This window comes from Salmonella sp. A29-2, from assembly GCF_020150755.1.
Classification (GTDB): Bacteria; Pseudomonadota; Gammaproteobacteria; order Enterobacterales; family Enterobacteriaceae; genus Salmonella; species Salmonella enterica.
This window is the reverse complement of record NZ_CP083731.1, coordinates 1560251-1581674: the sequence shown is the minus strand read 5'-3', so window position 1 is coordinate 1581674 and position 21424 is coordinate 1560251. Positions and strand designations below refer to the sequence as shown.

The 21424-nt window shown below is 57.6% G+C and carries 12 protein-coding genes; 2 read left to right on the top strand and 10 right to left on the bottom strand.

Translation table 11 applies throughout. The features are described 5' to 3' along the window. Positions 1-81: 81 nt before the first annotated feature. The 8 genes from menE to K8W53_RS07610 form a co-directional block, all read right to left on the bottom strand. Positions 82-1449, bottom strand: a complete 1368-nt coding sequence (gene menE, locus K8W53_RS07645) for an o-succinylbenzoate--CoA ligase (RefSeq protein ID WP_000144654.1) — start codon at positions 1447-1449, stop codon at positions 82-84. Continuing rightward, positions 1446-2408: an o-succinylbenzoate synthase gene (gene menC / locus K8W53_RS07640; RefSeq protein WP_058654682.1), complete on the bottom strand. Its 963-nt coding sequence runs from the start codon at positions 2406-2408 to the stop codon at positions 1446-1448. Before menC ends, menE begins: the two co-directional genes overlap by 4 nt. Further along, positions 2408-3265: a 1,4-dihydroxy-2-naphthoyl-CoA synthase gene (gene menB, locus K8W53_RS07635; RefSeq protein WP_000640013.1), complete on the bottom strand. Its 858-nt coding sequence runs from the start codon at positions 3263-3265 to the stop codon at positions 2408-2410. Before menB ends, menC begins: the two co-directional genes overlap by 1 nt. A gap of 14 nt (positions 3266-3279) precedes the next feature. Continuing rightward, entirely contained in the window at positions 3280-4038 is a 759-nt protein-coding gene (gene menH, locus K8W53_RS07630; RefSeq protein WP_000979137.1) for a 2-succinyl-6-hydroxy-2,4-cyclohexadiene-1-carboxylate synthase, read from the bottom strand. Next, positions 4035-5705, bottom strand: a complete 1671-nt coding sequence (gene menD / locus K8W53_RS07625) for a 2-succinyl-5-enolpyruvyl-6-hydroxy-3-cyclohexene-1-carboxylic-acid synthase (RefSeq protein WP_000116391.1) — start codon at positions 5703-5705, stop codon at positions 4035-4037. The genes menH and menD overlap by 4 nt, the downstream gene beginning before the upstream one ends. Positions 5706-5790: 85 nt before the next feature. After that, positions 5791-7086: an isochorismate synthase MenF gene (gene menF / locus K8W53_RS07620; protein ID WP_000555676.1), complete on the bottom strand. Its 1296-nt coding sequence runs from the start codon at positions 7084-7086 to the stop codon at positions 5791-5793. A 100-nt stretch (positions 7087-7186) separates the two neighbouring features. Next, entirely contained in the window at positions 7187-7492 is a 306-nt protein-coding gene (elaB, locus tag K8W53_RS07615) for a stress response protein ElaB (protein ID WP_001519663.1), read from the bottom strand. 54 nt (positions 7493-7546) lie between these two features. Next, positions 7547-8008 carry a GNAT family N-acetyltransferase gene (locus K8W53_RS07610; protein ID WP_000568155.1) on the bottom strand — a complete coding sequence of 154 codons (462 nt, stop codon included), beginning with the start codon at positions 8006-8008 and terminating at the stop codon, positions 7547-7549. A 60-nt stretch (positions 8009-8068) separates the two neighbouring features. Between K8W53_RS07610 and rbn the strand changes: the two genes are divergently transcribed. Both rbn and K8W53_RS07600 read left to right on the top strand, forming a co-directional pair. After that, positions 8069-8986, top strand: coding sequence for a ribonuclease BN (gene rbn, locus K8W53_RS07605; protein WP_000419093.1), 918 nt, complete (start codon positions 8069-8071; stop codon positions 8984-8986). Positions 8987-9051: 65 nt separating this feature from the next. Continuing rightward, positions 9052-10053 carry a chemotaxis protein gene (locus K8W53_RS07600; RefSeq protein ID WP_000368558.1) on the top strand — a complete coding sequence of 334 codons (1002 nt, stop codon included), beginning with the start codon at positions 9052-9054 and terminating at the stop codon, positions 10051-10053. A 40-nt stretch (positions 10054-10093) separates the two neighbouring features. Here K8W53_RS07600 and K8W53_RS07595 read toward each other — a convergent pair whose 3' ends face one another. Further along, positions 10094-11908, bottom strand: coding sequence for a vWA domain-containing protein (locus K8W53_RS07595; protein ID WP_023195611.1), 1815 nt, complete (start codon positions 11906-11908; stop codon positions 10094-10096). A 701-nt stretch (positions 11909-12609) separates the two neighbouring features. Beyond that, positions 12610-21270 carry an autotransporter-associated beta strand repeat-containing protein gene (locus K8W53_RS07590; protein ID WP_064507094.1) on the bottom strand — a complete coding sequence of 2887 codons (8661 nt, stop codon included), beginning with the start codon at positions 21268-21270 and terminating at the stop codon, positions 12610-12612. Positions 21271-21424 lie beyond the last annotated feature (154 nt).

Here is a 21424-nt window from a genome sequence, read left to right as displayed (position 1 = left end):
GCTGATTGTTCATAACACGTTACACATCAACGGATAAACAAAACGGCAATAGCGATGGAATGGTTGTATATTAACCTAACATTAATTTTTACAGTTCTCACACACCCACTGCTGGAGCGCACGGCGAGATATTTTAATCCCTCCGTTTTTCAGTTCTGACGGCAGCGTCAACCAGCGAACCGGCTGCTGAAAACGCGCCAGCTTATCACGAACCCATTCAGCGAGGTTCACGTCTCCGGCCTGCGATGCATACTCCACAACCGCAACGGGACGATGACCAAACTCTTTATCTTCTACCGGCACGACGAAGGCTTGTTGCACCAGCGGATGCGCGTTAATAACGCGTTCAACTTCCTCCGGCTGAATGCCTTCGCCGCCGCTAAAGAACAGGTTGTCCAGCCGCCCGGCGATGGTTAGCCTGCCGTGGTTCAGCTCGCCGCGATCGCGCGTGGCAAACCAGCCCTCGTCATTAACCAGCGGGATCAGTTTGCCATCACGCCAGTAACCTTCCGCCATACTGGCGGCGCGCAGCCAGACTTCATTATCGACGATTCTGATCTCTCTGCCGGGAAGCGGCGCGCCCACATCATCCGAACCATCGGCCTCTTTGGCGCATACCGTAGACGCGAACTCCGTGAGCCCATACCCGCACCAGCAACGAATCCCTTGTTTGCTGGCCTGGTCGGTGAGTTCAACCGGAATCACCGCGCCGCCGAGCAAAACGGCTTTCAGCGTCACCGCCGCCCGATTCGCCAGCAGCCGCCATAGCTGCGTCGGCACCAGCGAAGCATGAGTACACCCTGCCAGCATCTGCTCCAGCGGTTGCTTATCGCGTACCGTCATGCGCGCCCCGGCGAAGAGCCAACGCCACATAATACCCTGCCCGGATACATGAAACAGCGGCAGCGATAGCAGCCAGTCATCCTGCGGGCCAAACGGCATTAGCGAAAGCACCCCCTGCGCGCTGGCAAGATGCGCCTGGCACGTATGTACAGCCGCTTTTGGCAATCCTGTGGAACCCGATGTCAGCGTCATGGAAACCAGACGCTGCGGTTGCCAGGCCACGGCATACGCCGCTGTGCTCTTTTGTATCTGCAACGCGGTTAATCCGGAAAACGCGTTTTCGCCTTCCAGTGTCAGCGCAAAACGCAGCGTTAACTTCGGCACCAGCGCCTCCAGCAACGTCTGGGGCAACTGCGGATTGACGGGCAGAACCCGCGCGCCGCACTGCATCAGCGCAAGCCATGCCAACAGAGTGCGCGGCTGATTCCCGGCGCGCAGCAGAACACCGTCGCCCTCGCGTACGCCCTGCGCGGCAAACCCGTCCGCCAGCGCATCAATACGCTCACAGAGGGCGCGCCAGCTGAGCACTTCATCGTTCAGGCGCAAAGCGGGCGCCTGACTGCGAACCTGACGCCAGTGGCGCCACGGCCAGTCCGTGAATGTCATAACAGTCGTTCCAGCTCATCACGCTTCAGACAAGGCAACGCGCTACCGGGCCAGGGACGAACCTGTTGCGCCTGCATCAGATGCAAGGTATCCAGTCCGGGCAGCGTTCCCGGCGTCAACCAGGCGGCAATCCGCGCCAGTTGCGTCAGGCCGAGGCTGGACTCGATCGAAGAGCTGATGACCGCCGTCAGTCCCAACGCATGGGCGGTAGCGACTTGCTCACGCACTTTATCAAGCGATCCGGTCAGCGTAGGTTTGATAACCACAGCCTTGACGCCCTCTTCGGCTTCAAAGGTGAAATCCGCTTCGCGCAGACTTTCGTCCCAGGCAATCGCGATGCCGGTTTCACGGGCAAAGGCGCGGGAATCATCCCGCGTCTTACACGGTTCTTCGAGAAAGGCGATACGAGCGCGGTAGTCCGGATTAACATACTTTGCGAACTGTTGGGCTTTTAGCGGCGTCCAGGCGCGATTCGCATCCAGACGCAGATGCAGATCCGGGATCGCCTCCAGCAGCAAATTAACCACCATGCCGTCGCGTACCGCTTCATAGAGACCCACTTTGACCTTAGCGATTTTCTCGCCGGGCATATCGGCAAGCCGCAGCACCAAATCGTCAGGATCGCCAGTGCATAACGGCGCGGCGCGATAGTCCGCCGCCTCCGGCAAGACGCCAGTCAGTTCCGCCAGCGCGCAGCTTGCGCCAAACGCGACCGAAGGCATCTCCGGTAATCCCTCGCTCCCCTGAAGCCAGCCGTTCACCCACGTCAGGAGCGCCATCTGCGCCTCTTCCCACGTTTCCTGACTGAAGCCCGGCAGCGGAGAGATATCTCCCCATCCCTCACGCTCGCCGTCACGCAGACAAACATACAGCCCGTCGCGAGTTTTTAACCGCCTGTCGCGCAGAACCACCCCCGCGTCCATGGGGATCTGCCAGCGGTATACCTGCGCGCTACGCATTATGGGTTCCGTTTGAATTTGCTGAAGTCAGGCTGACGCTTCTGGTTAAAGGCGTTACGGCCTTCCTGCCCTTCTTCGGTCATGTAGAACAGCATGGTAGCGTTGCCGGCCAGCTCCTGCAGCCCGGCCTGACCGTCACAATCGGCATTCAGCGCCGCTTTCAGGCAACGCAGCGCCATCGGACTGTTTTGCAACATTTCGCGGCACCAGCGCACGGTCTCTTTTTCCAGATCCGCCAGCGGCACAACGGTGTTAACCAGCCCCATATCCAGCGCCTGTTGCGCATCGTACTGGCGGCACAGGAACCAGATTTCACGCGCTTTCTTCTGACCAACGATACGCGCCATATACGAAGCGCCCCAGCCGCCGTCAAAGGAGCCGACTTTCGGACCAGTCTGGCCGAAGATGGCGTTTTCCGCCGCGATGGTCAGGTCACACATCATGTGCAGCACATGACCACCGCCAATGGAATATCCCGCGACCATCGCGACAACCGGTTTTGGACAGGTACGAATCTGGCGCTGGAAATCCAGCACGTTCAGGTGATGCACGCCGGAGTCATCCTGATAACCGCCGTAATCGCCGCGCACCTTCTGGTCGCCGCCCGCGCAAAACGCTTTATCGCCTTCGCCGGTCAGAATAATCACGCCCACGTTGTCGTCGTAACGGGCATCCGCCAGCGCCTGAATCATCTCTTTGACGGTCAACGGACGAAATGCATTGCGCACCTGCGGACGATTAATGGTGATTTTTGCAATACCGTCGGTGGATTTTTCATAACGAATGTCGGTGTAACCCTCCGAGCAGTCGTGCCATTCTACCGGTGCGTAAAGCATTGTTTCATCAGGATAGATCATAGTGTGTCCTTTAGTCAGAGACGCAGAATCTGAGCCAGACTGTCTACCACGCCAGCGGGGTTTTCCCGATGCGCGTTGTGTCCGGCGTTACGAATAACATGGCATGTCGCCGCCACTTCCTGCGCCAGGGCGCGGAATTTGCTGTCGCGTTCGCCACATAAATAATAAAACGGAAATGCCAGCGCGTTGAGCGCCTCGCGTAAATCCGGCTGGGCGGCAAGCGATGTCGCCTCCAGCATCGCAGCCAGCGTTTCGCCGTTATTCTGGCTACGCAGCGCCGTCAACGTCTGCCTTTGCTGCGCCGTCAGCGAGGCGAACACCGGCTGCTGATACCAGTCGTGAAAAACCTCAGTCAGGGGTTCACGACGAAAACGCTCTGCCCAGCGCCCGTCGGACAATCGTCTTTCAGCGCGCGCCTGCTCATTTTGCAGCCCCGGATGACCGCCTTCAACCACCAGGCCGCACAGGCCGGGTATTCCCTGGCAGGCTGCCATCATCGCCACACGGCCGCCAAGGGAGTATCCCACCAACCAAAACTTTAGTATGTTGTAACTAATTAACGTGGCGCGCAGTAATCTGATGACATCGGCAAATCCGCCGACCGGAATAGCCGCAGATCCGCCATGTCCCGGTAAGTCAATATAAAGCCGTGAACAGCCGTGAAACTGTTCGCCAACCGGCTGCCATTCACGGCAATCGCCAGAAAAACCGTGCAGGAAAACCAGCGAGGGCGCCCCAGGCTGTCCGGGCATGTGCTGCGCGTGCAACATCATAGATGGCTTACCTGAGCCAAAAGTTGCTGCAGCGTCTGCGCGCCATCCGTATCGTTTACCACCAGCTCAATCACCGTTGCCGCCGGGGTTCGCCACGCGCCAGCCAGCGCAGACTCCAGTTCTTCCCAGTTTTCCGGGCGATGATAGCGCAGGTTAAACATGGCGGCCGCATGGTCAAAATGGACGTTTTGCGGCATCAAATAAAAGCGCTCACGTTTGCTTTGCGGCGTCGGCAGCAGGGAGAAGATTTGCCCGCCGTTATTGTTGACCACAATCAACACAAACGGCGCGGATACCTGACGTAGTAACGCCAGCGCGTTAAGATCGTACAGCGCGGATAAATCGCCGACGATAGCCAACGTCGATTTAGCGCTGGCGCGCTGCACGCCCGCCGCCGTGGAAAGCAGGCCGTCAATGCCGCTCGCCCCGCGATTGCTGTATACCGGATAGCCGGCCGGCAACTGTGACAGCGCGTCGATCAGACGCACCACCAGACTATTGCCCACGAACAATTGCCCCTGCTCCGGCAGATAGTCGCGGATACGGTGCGCCAGCTGCGCTTCGCCAAAGGTGTCTCGCTGGGCGACCACCCGTTGCCACGCCAGTTCCGCCAGACGCGGGATCTCTACACACCACGGTTTACGTTTTTCCGCCGGATGCAGTTCCAGCCAGTCGGCGATTTTCGCTACCAGTCTGCGTCCACGATGGTGCGCAGGGTCCAGACGCCCTTCAATATTGTCGATTACCCAGTACTCTTCCGGCTCGCAGGTTGCCTGCCATTGCAGTAAGCGTTTTCCGGTAAGGCTACTGCCAAGCTGGACGACAATTTGCGCCTGCTGCAGTTCGGTCACCGCTTTGGCGTTGCCGAGCCACAGGTCGGCGCACGGCAGCGGCTGCCCGGTTTGCGACAATACGTCGCCAATTAATGGCCATCCCAGAGTTTGCGCCCACTGCGCCACTTTTTTGCCTTCTTCCGCGCTCATACGCCCGGCGACGACAACGCCGCGTTTTTGTCGCCAGAAGAACCAGTCGCGCTGTTTGTCGCTTTCCAGTCGACGCGCTTCGCGCAGCCAGGGTTTTTCATCCTGCCACCAGTCGCCGAGACGCTGCTGCCAGACCAGACCGGTGTCATTCATATCGCCATACAGCGGTTCGGCAAAAGGACAGTTAATGTGCAGCGCGCCCGCATGAAGCATGGCGAGCGCATTGTCGATGGTCGACACCAGCCAGCGCGCCGGAATATCCTGCGTGGGACGCGGCAACGACAAAGTTTGGGAGGGGTGCGAGGCAAACATCCCCGCCTGACGGATCGCCTGGTTGGCGCCGCAGTCAATCAGCTCCGGCGGGCGATCGGCGGTAAGTAAAATGAGCTTCTCGCCCGTCAGACCCGCCTCAATCAGCGCCGGATAGAGGTTCGCCACGGCGGTACCTGAAGTGACAATAACGGCAACCGGCTGTTGGCTGACTTTCGCCAGCCCTAACGCCAGATGACCAAGCCCACGCTCATCAAAGTGCGTATGGTGAATAAAAGCAGGATTCTCTGCCGCCGCCAACGTGAGCGGCGTGGAACGGGAACCAGGGGCGATACAAACATGCCTGACGCCATGACGGGTTAAGGCTTCCAGGATGACCGCCGCCCAGCGCCGGTTAAATGCACTTACTGACATGAGTTTGTCCGGTATCAATCATTGGGACTAAGTATAAAGAGCTGCAAAAATGGATTATTGATATGGGTCGGGAATATGTGACTCATTACGCATCCATCTGCAATAAGGTACGTAACCCGGCCGCTTTATTATCTATTTCCTGCCATTCCTGTTCCGGATCGGAGCCGCGGACGATTCCCGCGCCGGCATACAATCGCACCACATTGGCCGTCACTTTGGCTGAACGTAACGTCACGCAAAACTCACTTTGCCGCGTGGAGAGATAGCCTGCCGACCCGGCATACCATTCACGTTCGAACGGCTCATATTGTTCTATAAAACAACGCGCGGGTTCACGAGGGATCCCGGCGACCGCTGCGGTAGGCTGTAACTGGTGCAGGCAGAGCGTGTCGTCCGCCTGATTAAGCGCCGTCCAGATACAGCGGCGCAAATGCTGTACCTTGCGCAGTCTGAGCACCTGCGGCGGCAGCACATCCAGCGAGTGGGTGCAGTTTTGCAGTCGCTGGCAGATGTCTTCGACAACCAGCATATTTTCTCGCTGGTTTTTATCGTCTTTCATTAACCATTCGCCAAGCTGCCAGGCTTTATGGTTATCCGGATGGTTCGCCACCGTCCCAGCCAGCGCTTCGGTACGCAGCGCCGTTTCACGCCGCCGCCAGAGCCGCTCCGGCGATGATCCCAAAAAGGCGGTATCGGCGGAAAAAGCCATAAAAAAGTGGTAGCAGTTGAGATTTAAACGACGACTGGACGCCATCATCGCGGCGGCATTGACCGGACGGGAGAATTGTAAGTCGGTGGCCCGCGCCAGCACAACTTTATCAAACGCCTCTTGCGCAATGGTGTGGGTGGCCTGCTGAATCAGCTTCACCCAACCGTCTTTGTCCGGCCAGTGTTGTTCGCTCGTGAGCGAAAGGCGTAGCGCCGGAACAGGCTTAATGCCGACCAGAGAAGCGAGAAACGCTTTCGCCTGGCGCGCATCATCGCGTAGCGAAACGTCACTGTGCAGATGTAAGCGTAAGGTCGCCGTACCCCCGCTACGTCGCCACTCCAGCCGCGGCAGCAATAAGTAGCCCTCTTTCGGCTCGAACGCATTCAGCCCCCAAATACGTAAGTCAGGCTGCGCGTGCTGACGTAAAAACCGTTGCGCCAGATCGAGCGATGAAAAGACGGTGATTGCCCCGAGAACGGCAGCTTCTTCGTCGCCATTGCGCTGTTGCCAGTAGAATTGCGGAAAGGATGACTGGCTGGCCAGCCAGCTCAATGCATCGAAGGCATCGTTTAAAGGGAAAGGCGCATCGAAAACGCAAAGCCCTGGCGTCGCCGGTATCTCTTGCGATAGCTGACGCGTCAGATTTTCCAGCGCAGTAGTAATAGAATGCACGCGGACCCTCCCTGTTAAAAACCCCACATTATACGGGGTACTGCCCTAAAAAAGCAGTACCTCATTTAGGGAGGGTTGCAATTCTGTTCAGTGGGGGGATTTAGCGCCGCGCCAGCAGCAGTCCAAGTACCAGTCCTACCGCCGCGCCTACGCCAATACCCTGCCAGGGTTTTTCATGAACGTAGTCATCCGCTTTATAAACGGCCTGCTTTGCCCGGTAATAATAGCTATCCGACGCATGGCTTACGCGGTTTTTCACCTCTTCCAGCGCTTGTTCCGCGCGGGCTTTCAGCTCAATGTATTTTTGATCGGCGGGATCGCCTGAGGAACGTAAAATCTCTTCCAGCGTTTCGCTGAGCAAAGTCAGATCATCATCAACACGTGATTCACCAAATTGATATGACATTCTCATTCTCCGTTGTGTTAACACCTGCTCCTAACTATAGTCAACGGTTTCGGTTTATGCCTGATGAACCTCCCGCGCCATTCCCCGGTGCGGAATGCCGTCTTCGTCATAAACATCGGTGACCGGAATAAAACCAAACCGCGCATAAAAAGGTTGCAGATGCGCCTGCGCCCCCAGATATAGCGGCTTATCCGGCCAGTGCCGCCCACAAGATTCCAGCGTTTTCGCCATTAATTGCTGGCCCAGTTTCGCCCCTCGCCAGGCATCGCTGACGATCACCCGGCCAATGACAACCGGGTCTGATTCGTTATCGCTTTTCAGAATCCTCGCATACGCCACCAGCTCATCCTGATGCCAGCCCAGAATATGCCGATTGTCGCCGACTAAATCATCGCCATCCACATCCAGGTAAGGACAGCGCTGTTCTACCACAAAGACCGCGCAGCGCAATTTGAGTAACGCGTAAAGTTGAGGAACGGTAAGTTCGCTATGGTGGAGATCCTGCCAGTCAATCATGATGCGCTCCTGTGTTGTGGTAATCTTGGGTTAAACGATAACCAAACGTGTATGGACAAGATGGAATTAATTTTTTTAGGTACGTCCGCAGGCGTTCCCACGCGCTCACGCAATGTAACGGCAATTTTATTACATCTGCAACATCCAACGCAGCCGGGAGTATGGCTTTTTGATTGCGGCGAAGGGACACAGCATCAAATGCTTAATACCGCGTTTCATCCCGGTAAGCTTGAGCGCATTTTTATCAGCCATCTTCACGGCGATCATCTGTTTGGCCTGCCGGGTCTGCTATGCAGCCGGTCGATGGCGGGGAATCCCCATCCGCTAACCGTATACGGGCCTCAAGGCGTGCGTGAGTTTATTGCAACCACACTGCGCCTTAGCGGTTCATGGACCGATTTTCCGTTGCAAATTGAAGAAATTAGCGCAGGCGATATTCTTGACGACGGTCTGCGTAAAGTGACCGCGTTCAGGCTGGAGCATCCACTGGAGTGCTACGGATATCGCGTTGTTGAACATGACAAGCCTGGCGCGCTGAATGCCAGGGCGTTAAAAGCCGCAGGCGTTACGCCCGGCCCGCTGTTTCAGGCGTTGAAGGCAGGAAAAACCGTCACGCTTGCCGATGGAAGGCAGATCAATGGCGCCGACTACCTTGCTCCCGCCGTGGCCGGGAAATCAGTGGCGATTTTCGGCGATACCGCGCCCTGCGAGGCCGCCCTCGCGCTGGCGCAAGGCGTGGATGTGATGGTCCATGAAACCACGCTGGATGCGTCAATGGAGGAGAAAGCCAACGCTCGCGGACACAGCTCCACCCGTCAAACCGCGACGCTGGCGCGGGAAGCTGCCGTCGGTCGGCTGATCATGACCCATATTAGCTCACGCTATGACGATAAAGGCTGTCAGCGCTTACTGGCGGAATGCCGCGCTATTTTCCCGGCGACGGAGCTGGCTTACGATTTTTCTGTTTTCCCGGTTTAGCGCTCCATTTTTTGTCCTCATTGCCGATAACACTAAAAAAGGCAGGCTTTCATAATGAGGTTAGGATGGACAATTTTCAGAAAGATATTGATGACAGGGCCAATTTAACCCTGTCCAACCGTTTTGAACTGCTGTTATTCCGTCTTGGTACATCGCTGCATGAACAGAAGTCAGAGCTGTTCGGCATCAATGTATTTAAGCTGCGCGAAATCGTACCAATGCCCGCCTTTACGCGCCCGGCAGGCATGAAAGCGCCGCTATTGGGCATGGTCAATATTCGGGATCAGGTCATTCCGGTGATTGATTTGCCAGCGGTAGCGGGCTGCAAGCCGGAAACCGGGCTGAATATTTTGCTGATCACCGAATATGCGCGCAGCGTACAGGCATTTGCCGTCGAGTCGGTGGAAAATATTATGCGTCTTGACTGGCAACAGGTGCATACCGCCGAGAAAGCCGTCAACGGTCGCTACATCACCAGTATTGCCTGCCTGGATGACAACAAAGAAACCAACAACCTGGCGCTGGTGCTCGACGTTGAGCAGATCCTTTATGATATTGTCCCCTCCAGCCACGATCTGCGCGCCACCAATCTGAAGACCAATAAATTTTATATTACCCCTGGCGCGGTAGCCATTGTGGCGGAAGATTCCAAAGTCGCCCGCGCGATGCTGGAAAAAGGGCTGAACGCAATGGGAATTCCGCATCAGATGCATGTGACCGGCAAGGATGCATGGGAGAGAATCCAGCAACTGGCGCAGGAAGCGGAGGCCGAAGGTAAGCCAATTAGCGAGAAAATCGCGCTGGTCCTGACAGATCTTGAGATGCCGGAGATGGATGGCTTTACGTTAACGCGTAAAATTAAAACCGATGAACGGCTGAAAAAGATCCCGGTCGTTATTCACTCTTCCCTTTCCGGCAGCGCCAACGAAGATCATATACGTAAGGTGAAGGCCGACGGCTACGTGGCCAAGTTTGAGATTAACGAACTCTCTTCGGTCATTCAGGAAGTGCTGGAGCGCGCAGCAACAAACAGCCAGGGACCACTGATCAGCCGCAAAAGCGCCTGACGTAACAGGGGATGCCTGCAGTACAGGCATCCCCTGACGCTTAGTGAGACAAGCCTTCCGCCAGTTTTACCAGTTTAATAAACTCCGCGCGATAGCCTTGTTTATCTTCTCCGCGCGCCTGTTCACCCCATTTAATAATTTGCGGCCAGGTCGTATCTGCCAGCGTTTCTGAGCCACGCAGTTTTTGCCCGAAAGCCGCTACCGCCGCGCGGAAACGAAAATCTTCAGAGGCGTCAGCAAAGCTCGGCATCTTTCCCATAACGACCGGGAACTCGGCTAATGTACTTTCGCTGCCCTGCGGCGCTTTCCAGCGCAATTTGATCCACGCCAGCTCGCTTGATTTTGTTGGCTTTGAGGCGGCTTTATCCTGAGCGTAGCGCAGTTTATCCACCGAGGCTTTCTGCCCGTTAAGCGTCAGTTCAAAGAATAGCGTGACGTGTTTACCCGCGCCGATATCACCGGCATCAACCTTATCGTTATTGAAATCCTCGTCGCGCAGTTGGCGTTTTTCATAACCAATCTGCCGGTACTCAGTCACCCACTGCGGATTAAATTCGATTTGCGATTTTACATCTTTGGCAACGGTGACCAGCGTTTGATGCATCTCATCTTTGAGGACTTTTTGCGCCTCGGAGAGGGAGTCGATGTAGCTGTAATTACCGTTACCCACATCAGCAATTCTCACCATCATGGCTTCGTTGAAATTGTCATCGCCGACGCCCAGCGTAGATAAAGTAATACCTTTCTCGCGCTCTTTTTTTACCAGCGCTTCGATGTCTTTGGGATCGGTAATACCGAGGTTAAAATCACCGTCGGTGGTCAACAAAATGCGGTTAACGCCGCCTTTGATAAACCCTTTTTCGGCCTGCTCGTAGGCTAGTCGTAATCCCGCTTCACCACCGGTACTCCCGTAAGCATCCAGATTATCAATTGCCGCTTTAATCGCGGTTGTGTTATTTCCCGCTGTAGACGCCAGCGCAACGTGAGTGCCGCCCGCGTAGGTCACAATCGTGATGTTATCCTGCGCACGCAGATCGTTCACCAACAGTTTTAGCGCCGACCGGATCAACGGCAGGCGTTCCGCTGGCTGCATAGAGCCGGAAGTATCAATGAGAAAAACCAGGTTGGCAGGTGGTAGATCTCTGGTCTGCATGTCCCGGGCCTGAACATCAACTTTTAATAGCGTACGCTGCGCGTTCCACGGCGAGGGAGCCAGTTCGTATTTAACCGCAAATGGCATCGGTATACAGGCCGCAATAGGTTTAGTGTTATCCTGCTTATCCGCAACGGGCTGAGGCGCGGGAAAATAGTTGAGCATCTCTTCTACCCGCACGGCTTCCGGCGGCGGCAGTTGTCCCTGATTCAGAAAGCGCCGCACGTTAGCGTAGCTGCCAGTGTCTACATCCAGACTAAACGTGGCGAGCGGCGCCTGACTTACCTGTTTAATCGGATTTTCGTCGTAGTGTTCGTAACGCGCGGTCCCCATTACATTACCGCCTTGTGCAGCGAACGCTTTTGATGCCACGGCACGTGTCCGCATTTCATGTTGCGGTGCTTCGGCTGTTGCCAGAGATCCCGCTTTGGCATCTGCCAGAGATGCCGCTTTGGCATCTGCCAGGGCTTTGGCTTCAGCTTTCGCTTTATATTCGGCTGCTTTTTTCGCAGCCTGTTGGGCGGCCTCGGCTTGTCTTTTCTGGACAGTGTCATCCCCGGCCTGAGCGCTATTTTCTTTCTGGATAGCCTGCTCCTGTTTTAACTCAGCCGGATTATTTCCCTGCGGGTCGGAGGGCTCCGGCCCACAGCCCGAGAGAACAACCCCACCCAACAACAGCATTAATGTTTTTCCATTAAGCATACAAATTCCTTTTCAATTATATTCGGGTAACTCTCTGCAGATGTCCTGCATTATATTCCGCTTTACTTTTATTATCTGCATGGCGAAAGTAGAAAATAACATTACCTGCGTTAATAACCACCAATAATAAAAAACATAATTATATTTTTGAGGCAAATAATATTTATGTTTAAGATGAACAACTTAATCAGTTGCTGGCGTTCGACCCACAGATTCTGCGTGAAGAACATTATTTACAGTGACCGGTTTACCAAAAGTGAATATATAAGATGGGGGACAATCTGCACTGTGCCCTCGCCGATACTTCCTTTTACAACCCGCCAGACACCAACCCATTAAGCCGTGCCGTTGCTCACGTTATTGATGGAAAGAGATTATATGCCGCCGTCACATGAAATAATGAACTGAGCGCGATCGGACGCCCTGAAAAACGCTGACAGAAATACGCTTCAGATCAAATTTTTCCCATTGAAGTCGATGAATAAACATTTATCCGGGAAACGGGTCACGAAAACAGTTGGGAGAGTTGTTCCACTGCTTGCGGAACCGGATACCGAATGTTGCGCTGCGCTCTACCCAACCTACGCCTGATGGCGCTTTGCTTATCAGGCCTACGAATTATCACATATTGATAACCCTATAGGCCGGATAAGGCGTAGCCGCCATCCGGCATAAATGTTGTACTATGCCTGGTCAGCAACCTACCAGTTATAGCGCATGTTCAGGCTAAAGCTGGCGTCGCCGTAGTCGTTCTTTCCCTTCTGACCGGCGGCCTGAGCGTAGACGCTTAGCCGTTCGCTGACGTTTGCCTGAATCCCCACTTTCACTTCCACGCGGTCGTTCGGCAAATCCTGCGATACCTTCGTGTCGCCAAAGGTGGCCGAGGCATTGTCGCTGGCGTGCAGCCAGTTGACCTCCATAAACGGCTGGATCCTGCCGCTCTCTTTGTACAGTTTACCGTCCACACGCACGCCTAAGCGCGTCGTCCAGCTATCATCGTTCTGGCCGCTGATGCGGGTACCGCCATCGTCAATAACCGTGTCGGCGCTGTAGCGCTGCCAGGTGACCTGCGCCTGCGGCGTCAGGCTGACCGTGTTGCGGTTGCTTAACGCAATATCATAACGATAACCCGTTTCCAGCGAGACGGCGTGCGCGGCGGAGTCGTAACGGCTGGCGCTGAGTCCGTCGTTATCCACGCTGTTGTTGTAAGCGCCGTACTGATACCAACTGTCGATGTAAGCCCCGCGATGGCTTTGCGCATCGGCAAACCAGGTGGCGTAGAGGCCGAGGTTGTAGCCGTCCACGCTACCGTTGGCGGAGAACTGGCTGCCGTCCGCCCCCCGGTTGCCGGTGCTGTCGGTGCTGGCGTTGATGTAGCTGCCCATCAGGCCAACGGTGACGCTCTGCGCGCCGTCGCTCCAGGTCAGGATGTCGCCGCCGAGCTGGAACTGCGAGTAGTCGCTGTCGATATCTACATTGCCGTTAACCGCCTGCGATTCGGCTTTACCGGCCTTAAAACGCATCCAGATGCTGCCGTCGGCGGAACGGTACTGGCTGCCTTCCCGGTCGTAGAGGGTCTGCATTTGCAGGTTGCGCGCCATCCACTGGTTGCCGAGATAAACGCCAATGTCGGCGCGGTACTGCGGCGCCACGGGCGTGACGTCGCCGCCGTCAGGCGGAGTGATATCGCCGTCATCGTCCGGCGGGGTGACATCGCCGCCATCGTCTGGCGGAGTGACATCGCCGCCATCGTCCGGCGGAGAGACATCGCCACCGTCGTCCGGCGGAGTGACATCGCCGCCATCGTCCGGCGGAGTGACATCGCCGCCATCGTCCGGCGGAGTGACATCGCCGCCGTCGTCCGGCGGGATAACATCACCGCCGTCGTCCGGCACGTCATCAGACTCGGAGCGCAAGTACCAGTCGCCGCCGTCTTGTTTCAGCGTATAGGTCCAGGCGTTAATATCAACATGCCCTTTGTAGAGCGTAAAATCACCGTCGGACTGACCGCCCACCTCAATAACTTCAATACCGTTAACTGTTTGTGCGCCCAGGCCATTGACGTTGGTGATATGCAGCGTGGTGCTGCCGGCGGTGTCGCCGGTGACGATCAGTTTATCGGTGGGCGAGCTGTCATCGCCCAGTTGGGTATTGAGATAGAGATGACCGTCGTTGCCGGTATAGTTTCCCGCGATCGTCAGCGTATTGTTGGGCTGGTCGCTGCCGCTTATCATCGCGCTGCTGTTGACGACATCGCCGTTGACGGTGAACGTATCGACAAAGTACAGGTTGCCCAGATTGTTAACATGGCCGTTCACCGTGGCGTTGTGGCCGCCAAAGGCGGCGTTCGCGGCGATATTAACCGCCTGCGCGCTCCCCGCAGAGCCGATGGTCGCCGTTTCGGCCAGCCATAGCACGCCCTCCTGCACGTCGGTGTCGCCGCTGTAGGTGTTTTGCGCCCCCAGGATCAGCGTGCCAGCGCCCCGTTTGATGAGCGATTTGCCGTCCCAGTAGGTGGCGCTGTCGGGATTGAGCGTGGCGTCAACGTCCGTCAGCGCGGTGTTCAGCGTGAAGCAGTGACCTTGCTCGCTCAGGGTGAAGGTACCGTGGGCGTCGGTGGCGGCGTTGTCGCTGTCGGCATACCAGGACAACGAGGCGGTTACGTCATAGCGGGTGTCGTCGGCGGCGTTCACGCGCCCATCGACGGTGAGAAAATCCACCTGTTTGGCGTCCATACCGGCTACGGTGAATTGCGCAAAATCGCTATTGATGGCGCTGTCCGTGTCAATCAGCGTGTAGGCGTACGCGTCGCGGGTCCAGGATTTCGCCACGTTGCCGATGCCGGTAATATCCAGCGTGCCGCCCAGGTTGGCGTGGTCGGCGGTGACGATGGCGCCGCTGTTGCTGTCGGTCAGGTGTACGGCCAGGGTGCTGTTCGCCTCCTGCGTTAACGTATTTCCCCGCAATGCGCTGTCTGCGCCAATTGCGGTGGTGGCGTTATCGTGAGTGGTGAGATTTGCCGTAACGAACTGGCCGCTGGCGTTCAGTTGCAGGCTGGCGTAATTGTCGATATCGCCGCTGCCCAGCGCCTCAACGTTGCTGGCGACCAGCGTACCGTCGCTGATAAGGGTGCCGCCGGTATAAGTATTGCTGCCGGAAAGCGTGAGCGTGCCGTCGCCGGATTTTTCCACGCGGCCCGTACCGCCGATGTTGTTGGTAAAGTCACCGCCGGTGTTCAGCTCCAGCGTGGCGTTATCGGTGACGTCGCCGGTACCCAGCGCGTTTACATCGTTGGCGACCAGCGTGCCGCTGCTGATAAGGGTGCCGCCGGTATAAGTATTGCTGCCGGAAAGCGTGAGCGTGTCGTCGCCGGATTTCACTACCTGGCCGCTACCGCTGATGGCGTTGTCAAAATCGCCGCCAGTGTTCAGTTCCAGCGTGGCGTCGTCGGTGACGTCACCGGTGCCCAGCGCATCAACGCTAGTGGCAACCAGCGTGCCGTCGTTGATGGTGGTGCCGCCGGTATAAGTATTGCTGCCGGAGAGGGTGAGCGTGTCTGCGCCAGATTTTACTACGTTGCCGCTGCCGCTGATGGCGTTATCGAACTTGCCGCCGGTGTTCAGCTCCAGCGTGGCGTCGTCGGTGACGTCGCCGGTACCCAGCGCCTCAACGTTGCTGGCGACCAGCGTGCCGCCGTTGATAAGGGTGCCGCCAGTGTAAGTATTGCTGCCGGAAAGCGTGAGCGTGTCGTCGCCGGATTTTTCCACCTTGCCGCTGCCACCGATGGCGTTGTTAAAATCGCCGACAGCGTTCAGCGCCAGCGTGGCGTTGTCGGTAACGTCGCCAGTACCCAGCGCGTTCACGTCGTTGGCGACCAGCGTGCCGCCGCTGATAAGGGTGCCGCCGGTGTAAGTATTGCTGCCGGAGAGCGTGAGCGTGTCGTCGCCGGATTTCTCCACGCGGCCCGTACCGCCGATGTTATTGATGAAGTCACCGCCGGTGTTCAGCATCAGCGCGGCGTTGTCGGTAACGTCGCCAGTACCCAGCGCGTTTACATCGTTGGCGACCAGCGTGCCGCCGCTGATGAGGGTGCCGCCGGTATAAGTATTGCTGCCGGAGAGCGTGAGCGCGTCGTCGCCGGATTTTTCCACGCGGCCCGTACCGCCGATGTTATTGATGAAGTCACCGCCAGTGTTCAGCGCCAGCGTGGCGTTGTTGGTGACGTTGCCTGTACCCAGCGCATCAACGCTAGTGGCAACCAGCGTGCCGCTGCTGATAAGGGTGCCGCCGGTATAAGTATTGCTGCCGGAAAGCGTGAGCGTCTGGTCGCCGGATTTTTCCACGCGGCCCGTACCGCCGATGTTGTTGGTAAAGTCACCGCCAGCGTTCAGCGCCAGCGTGGCGTTGTCGGTGACGTCGCCGGTACCCAGCGCCTCAACGTTGCTGGCGACCAGCGTGCCGCCGCTGATAAGGGTGCCGCCGGTATAAGTATTGCTGCCGGAAAGCGTGAGCGCGTCGTCGCCGGATTTTTCCACTTTGCCGCTGCCGCTGATGACGTTATCGAACGTGCCGCCGGTGTTCAGTTCCAGCACGGCGTCGTTAGTGACGTCGCCGCTGCCCAGCGCCTCAACGTTGCTGGCGACCAGCGTGCCGTCGCTGATGAGCGTGCCGCCGCTGTAGCTGTTGGCGCCGGAAAGCGTGAGCATCTTGTCGCCGGATTTGACCACCTGACCGCTGCCGCTGATGGCGTTGTCGAACGTGCCGCCGGTGTTCAGTTCCAGCACGGCGTCGTTGGTGACGTCGCCGGTACCCAGCGCCTCAACGTTGCTGGCAACCAGCGTGCCGCCGCTGATAAGGGTGCCGCCGGAATAAGTATTGGTGCCGGAAAGCGTGAGCGTCTCGTCGCCGGATTTCACCACCTGCCCGCTGCCGCTGATGGCGTTGTCGAACGTGCCGCCGGTGTTCAGCTCCAGCGTGGCGTCGTCGGTGACGTCGCCGCTGCCCAGCGCGTCAACGTTAGTGGCGACCAGCGTGCCGCCGCTGATGGTGGTAGCGCCGCTGTAGCTGTTGGCGCCTGAGAGCGTGAGCGTCTTGTCGCCGGATTTCACGACCTGGCCGCTGCCGCTGATGGCGTTGTCAAAATCGCCGCCGGTGTTCAGCTCCAGCGTGGCGTTATCGGTGACGTCGCCGGTACCCAGCGCCTCAACGTTGCTGGCGACCAGCGTGCCGCCGCTGATGGTGGTGCCGCCGGTGTAAGAATTGGCGCCAGAAAGCGTGAGCGTCTCGTCGCCGGATTTCACCACGCTGCCCGTACCGCCAATGTTGTTGGCGAAGTCACCGCCGGTGCTCAGCTCCAGCGTGGCGTTGTCGGTGACGTTGCCGGTCCCCAGCGCCTCAACGTTGGTGGCGACCAGCGTGCCGCCGCTGATGGTGGTGCCGCCGGTGTAAGTATTGCTGCCGGAGAGTGTGAGCGTCTTATCGCCGGATTTCACCACGCTGCCCGTACCGCCAATGTTGTTGGCGAAGTCACCGCCGGCGTTCAGCTCCAGCGTGGCGTTGTCGGTAATGTCGCCAGTGCCCAGCGCCTCAACGTTGCTGGCGACCAGCGTGCCGCCGCTGATGGTGGTGCCGCCGGTGTAAGAATTGGCGCCGGAGAGCGTGAGCGTCTTGTCGCCGGATTTGACTACCTGGCCGCTGCCGCTGATAGCGTTGGTAAAGTCACCGCCGGTGTTCAGTTCCAGCACGGCGTTGTCGGTGACGTCACCACTGCCCAGCGCCTCAACGTTGGTGGCGACCAGCGTGCCGCCGCTGATGGTGGTGCCGCCGGTATAAGAATTGGCGCCGGAGAGCGTGAGCGTCTTGTCGCCGGATTTCACCACGCTGCCCGTACCGCCGATGTTGTTGTCAAAATCGCCGCCGGTGTTCAGCTCCAGCGTGGCGTTGTCGGTGACGTCGCCGCTGCCCAGCGCCTCAACGTTGCTGGCGACCAGCGTGCCGCCGCTGATGGTGGTGCCGCCGGTATAAGAATTGGCGCCGGAGAGCGTGAGCGTCTCGTCGCCGGATTTCACCACCTGGCCGCTGCCGCTGATGGCGTTGTCAAAATCGCCGCCGGTGTTCATCTCCAGCGTGGCGTTGTCGGTGACGTTGCCGGTACCCAGCGCCTCAACGTTGGTGGCAATCAGCGTACCCTCGCTGATGGTGGTGCTGCCGGTATAGGTGTTTTCCGCATTCAGGATCAGCGTGCCTGCGCCGGTTTTGGTAAGCGACTGGCCGTTCCAGCCGCTGTTGGCGTCAACGTCTTCCAGCACCGTGTTGACCGTAAAGCTGTCGTCGGCATCCGCCAGGTTGAAGGTGCCGTGGGCGTCGATGGCGGCGTTGTCGCGATCGGCATACCACGTCAACGTCTCGACCAGATCATAGTGTGTGTCATTGACGTTTTTCTGCCCCACGACGGTAATGAACGCGTCCGGGTTCATGGCGTTGCCGTTGATAGTGATGTCGTCAAAATCGCCGCTAATGGCGTTGTCCGATTCGATAAGCGCCAGGGAGATCAGATCGTCGGTGCTGCGTATCGGCTCCTGGCTGGCTGGCGAGGCGACATTGAGCGTACCGTCCAGATTCACGTTTTTTGCGCGGATGACGGGGCCGCTGGTCTCCGTCAAATCGGCCGTTAGCGTGCTGCCGTCCTGCTGGGTCAGGGTATTGGCCTGTAGCGTGCTGCCCGCGCCGATTTCAACGGTGGCGCCGCTGTGGGTGGTGAGATCCGCGACGATAAAGGGATCGCTGGCGCTTGCCGCGTCCAGTTTGAGGTAAGCGCGGTTGTCGATATTGCCGCTGCCCAGCGCGCCGCCAGCGGTGGCGGTCAGCGTTCCCTCTGCAATGGTGGTGCCGCCGCTGTAGCTGTTGTTGTTACTGAGCGTCAGCTCGCCGCCGCCCTGTTTTACCACGTTGCCGCTGCCGCTTATGACGCTGCCGTAGGCGGCGGCATCGCTGCGGTTAAACGTCAGCGTGCCGTTGTCAACGATGTCGCCGTTAAACGCGCCCAGCGTGCCGCCGTTGCCAATCTGCAGCGTCGTGCCGCTATCGACGGTCGCGCCTTTGGCGGTCATCGCGCCGTTCAGTATCAGCGTGCCGGATTTTACCCAAAGCGCGCTGTTGGTTGTTCCCGAGAGGTTCATCGTCGCGCCCGACAGCGTCCAGTCGCCGCTGCTGGTCACGCTGTTCAGGCCGCTGATGCTGCTGCCCAGCGTACCCTCTCCGTCCAGAATCAGATTATTGTTGGCGCTGGCGCTGTTGTTGTCGTCGGTAATGCTGCCGGATATCTCCGTACCGGTATTGAGGGTGAGGGTGTTGTTCTTGCTGCCGCTGTTGATGAGAATGGCGTTGATTCCGCCGGTTATTTTCCCCTGACTGGTCAGGGTGTTGCCGGAGCCGTTAATGGTTACGCCATTGGTGTCGCCCAGGATTGCTCCCGCATTGGCGAGCTTATTATTGTTGCCGTGGAACTGAACGGCGGTATTTGCCGAGATGGAGCCGCCGGCCAGGTTATTGAGCGTGTGGCCCGTGGTGACGTAGACGCCGAATACCGAGGAGTCCATCGTGCCGCTGTTGTTAATCGTGACGGCGCCGCCGTGGGCATAGACGCTCGCGTCCCCGGCGCCTTTACCCGTTGTGGTAATGGTGCCGGTGTTGGTGATAGTGCCGCTGGCGCCGCTATTGTACTGGATGCCGTAAGACATATTGGAGCCGGTCGCCGTGATGCTGCCGCCATTGGTGACGTTGTTGGCGCCGCTGTTAATCAGGATGCCGTTGTCTTTGGCGACGATAGCGCTTCCGCTTTCGGTCGTTATCTGGTTATTGCCGCCAGCGATACTGATGCCGGTGCTGGTGGTGGTGATCTTACTTCCACTTTTGGCCGTGATCTGGTTGCCGCTGCCTTTACTGACGCGGATACCATTTTTGCCTGAAATTTCACCGCCTGAGGTGGTGACGATATTGTTATTGCCGCTGATAAGGAGGCCGTCGCTTACGCCGGTCATCTTCCCCTGGTTGGTGATGGTATTGCCGTTGCCATTAACCGCCACCGCCGTGTTGGCCGAGATTACGCCCCCAGCCTGGTTATTGAGCGTATGGCCTTTGGAACGTGCCGAGTCGAGATAGACGCCATAGACGGTGGAACTCATGGTTCCGCTGTTGTTGACGACGGTGCCGTCGCCGTTGCCGTGGACATAGACGCTGGCGTCTCCCGCGCCGCCGCCCGTGGTGGTAATGGAGCCGGTATTGGTGATAACGCCGCCGGAGGTACTTTCGCCATAATGGATGCCGTAAGTATTGGCGGTGCCATATGCGGAAATCGTGCCGTCATTGGTGACGAGGTTGTCGACGCCCACTTTAAGTTCCATGGCGGTGGACTTGATGCCGACGAGGCTGCTGTTTCCCGCCGTGATCACCCCGCCGACACGGTTGACCACTTCAAAATGAGAACCGTGATAGAGCGCAACGGTAATAAAATCAGACTGCATAAGGCCGCTATTATCAACAGAAACAGAACCACTCACCGCCATATCATTCAGGGTGTGGACATAAATCGCCGCATCCTCGATCTTGTTTGAACCATCGCTGGCCGTGGTGATAATGGTGCCGGTATTGACAATTGTACCGTAAGTACCGTCGCGAAACTCGACGCCATAAGAGCGCCAGGAGCCATCGGAGTTAATCATCCCGCCGTTGGTGATGTGGGCCTCGCCGCTCTGGACGATCACTCCGGAAACGCCCTCCAGCACCCCGCTTTCGCTGCTGACGTAACTGCCGCCATTGAGCATATAAACGCCGGCATATTCCTGGGGGATATCCTCAGGATCATGCTCATACGTTGCGTTGTTTTCGATTAGGGCATCGTTGATCACGCTGCCGCCGTTTTGAAGCATTATCGTTCCATCTTCGTTGGAACCGGTGATCGTCCCCTGGTTATGTACGCTGGTGGCGCCCGTTGACGAATCCAGGTTCATCGCCTGGCTGTCGGTCAGGCTGCTCCCCACGACAGCGCCGCTTTCAATCAGCAGATCCCAGTCGTTGCTGTTATCGCCGACGATGGCGGCGCTGGTCGCTGTGTCGGTGGCGACGGTATTGCCCGTTTCCACGACAAACGGCGTAGCGCCTGACAGGGTGTAGGTGGTGGTCTGGGAGGGAATAGAAACTCGCGTTTCCTCTGCGACGGCGGGGGCAGCATCCATCGCCAGCAGAGTTACCGCGCACGAGGCGCTGACGCTGACGATAGCGCGGCTACCGCTGCGCGCCAGTTCGGAGGTGACAATATACATGCCGCGGGCGGCGTTCCATATAATATTGTAGGTTTTGTTCACTTACTATGTCCTTATTTTCTTTTTGTCCTTTTTGTTTACCTCCGTGGAGCAGCACAAAACCCGGCTATATCGGAGTAACGTTTACGACATAATAAATCGGAATTTGTCATTTTATTAAAATTTATAAATGAACATTAGCATGACATGGTATGCA

Coding starts and splice junctions, on each gene's coding strand:
- menE (WP_000144654.1), bottom strand. CDS start 1,449: ATGACATTCACGGACTGGCCGTGGCGCCACTGGCGTCAGGTTCGCAGT.
- menC (WP_058654682.1), bottom strand. CDS start 2,408: ATGCGTAGCGCGCAGGTATACCGCTGGCAGATCCCCATGGACGCGGGG.
- menB (WP_000640013.1), bottom strand. CDS start 3,265: ATGATCTATCCTGATGAAACAATGCTTTACGCACCGGTAGAATGGCAC.
- menH (WP_000979137.1), bottom strand. CDS start 4,038: ATGATGTTGCACGCGCAGCACATGCCCGGACAGCCTGGGGCGCCCTCG.
- menD (WP_000116391.1), bottom strand. CDS start 5,705: ATGTCAGTAAGTGCATTTAACCGGCGCTGGGCGGCGGTCATCCTGGAA.
- elaB (WP_001519663.1), bottom strand. CDS start 7,492: ATGTCATATCAATTTGGTGAATCACGTGTTGATGATGATCTGACTTTG.
- K8W53_RS07610 (WP_000568155.1), bottom strand. CDS start 8,008: ATGATTGACTGGCAGGATCTCCACCATAGCGAACTTACCGTTCCTCAA.
- rbn (WP_000419093.1), top strand. CDS start 8,069: ATGGAATTAATTTTTTTAGGTACGTCCGCAGGCGTTCCCACGCGCTCA.
- K8W53_RS07600 (WP_000368558.1), top strand. CDS start 9,052: ATGGACAATTTTCAGAAAGATATTGATGACAGGGCCAATTTAACCCTG.
- K8W53_RS07595 (WP_023195611.1), bottom strand. CDS start 11,908: ATGCTTAATGGAAAAACATTAATGCTGTTGTTGGGTGGGGTTGTTCTC.